Consider the following 1,486-nt stretch of genomic DNA (forward strand, 5'->3'; position numbering starts at 1 on the left):
TCTGAAAATTTCCCTTAAAATATCATTTAATGGGGGGGGATATATAAAAAAATATTTTTATTTTCTTTCTGACAACATCATCTTTATCTCTTTATTTATTTTATTTTTAATTCTTTTCCTGATTACTTTATTGCTTGGCTCATAGTCGTCACAGTACACACCTTTATACTGTAGCTTGTGCCATTCATTGTGCTTACCTTTACCCATAATCATTCCATTCTATCCAGCATAACCAACCACGAACCAAACCATGCGATACCTATCATAGTTTAATAGCAAGCCGCACTAATAGCCATAGCAATGCGAACACTGGATTAATAACTAACAGCAACAATAACAATGCTATGCTCGGACTAATGAACAATGCAATAATAAATAATAATAATATAATCATTTGTTCCTCTCAATCAAAGCAACAATGCCTAAGCCAATCAACGTACCTATTAGCCAACCAATACACCATTCTATAAATATCATTTGCTTCTCCTTTATATATAGCAGTATTGGGAATCGAACCCACGTATCACACTTATCATGCTGTCTTACCATTAGACTATACTGCTAACTATGACTACCTCATCTTGTTATTCCTAACTATTAGTAGCTGGTATCTCATCAGACACTATATTGGTAAACATATATAATGGACTCGAACCACTTATGAACTCCTATAACAGAAAACGTTACGTTAGTTTATATATGCCACTAAGCTGTTAGTATGCCGCAGGATACTCATTAACTACTCCCGACCTTATGTAGTCACTTAGCTATTCAATTGAAATAGAGCAGCAGGGAATCGAACCCTACACCACGTCAGTACACCTTATTACTCTTATGCTTGTCTAGTTGTGCCAAGGTACTGCGCAATAGCTTAGCACTTCATATATGGACTATACACCACTAACACAACAAAGGGAGTCGCACCCTCATCTTCTCTTTGCAGAGCTGTAATACTATTATACTATGCTGTGTTATTATATGCCAGCTACGTTAAAGGTTCACTAACATATAATAAAATAAAGGAGAATGAGATACAATGGACTCGAACCATTTGAAGTATCCAAGGCTATTATAACAGCTTACTTATATCTCTAATTGCAAAGGGCTGTTAGTTGGCGACACTCATTTAACTAAGGCATTCCCGTCACCTTGCACCCTATTGCTTGGCTGTTAACTCTATAACATTTAAGCACCGTCAATCAGTACACCTTAGTCTTTAGGAAAAAATATGCAAAGACCAAACAATTTCTTTAAGCTTCTTATATCGTCAAGAGTAACGGATAGTTTTCTTTTGCGGTATACACTAACAACCCATTTACAATGGACGTGACCTCTAGTGCTATTAAGTCCTTGTTTGTTGTAAAGACTCCATTATAAAGCTTTTTTATTTTCTTATTACTGGTCAAGAGTAACCCCTCGCTATGCTAGATAGCCACTAACCTAATTCAAAACGTTTAATACTCCAGCCACTAACAATAAGATAGAT

General features: G+C 35.7%; 1 tRNA gene. It reads right to left on the reverse strand.

What is annotated here, in order from left to right:
- Positions 1 to 495: 495 nt before the first annotated feature.
- Positions 496 to 563 (reverse strand) — tRNA-OTHER (locus FDW96_RS24975).
- Between the last annotated feature and the right edge of the window lie 923 nt (positions 564 to 1,486).

Source organism: Citrobacter sp. TBCS-15, assembly GCF_005280815.1.
GTDB lineage: Bacteria > Pseudomonadota > Gammaproteobacteria > Enterobacterales > Enterobacteriaceae > Citrobacter > Citrobacter werkmanii.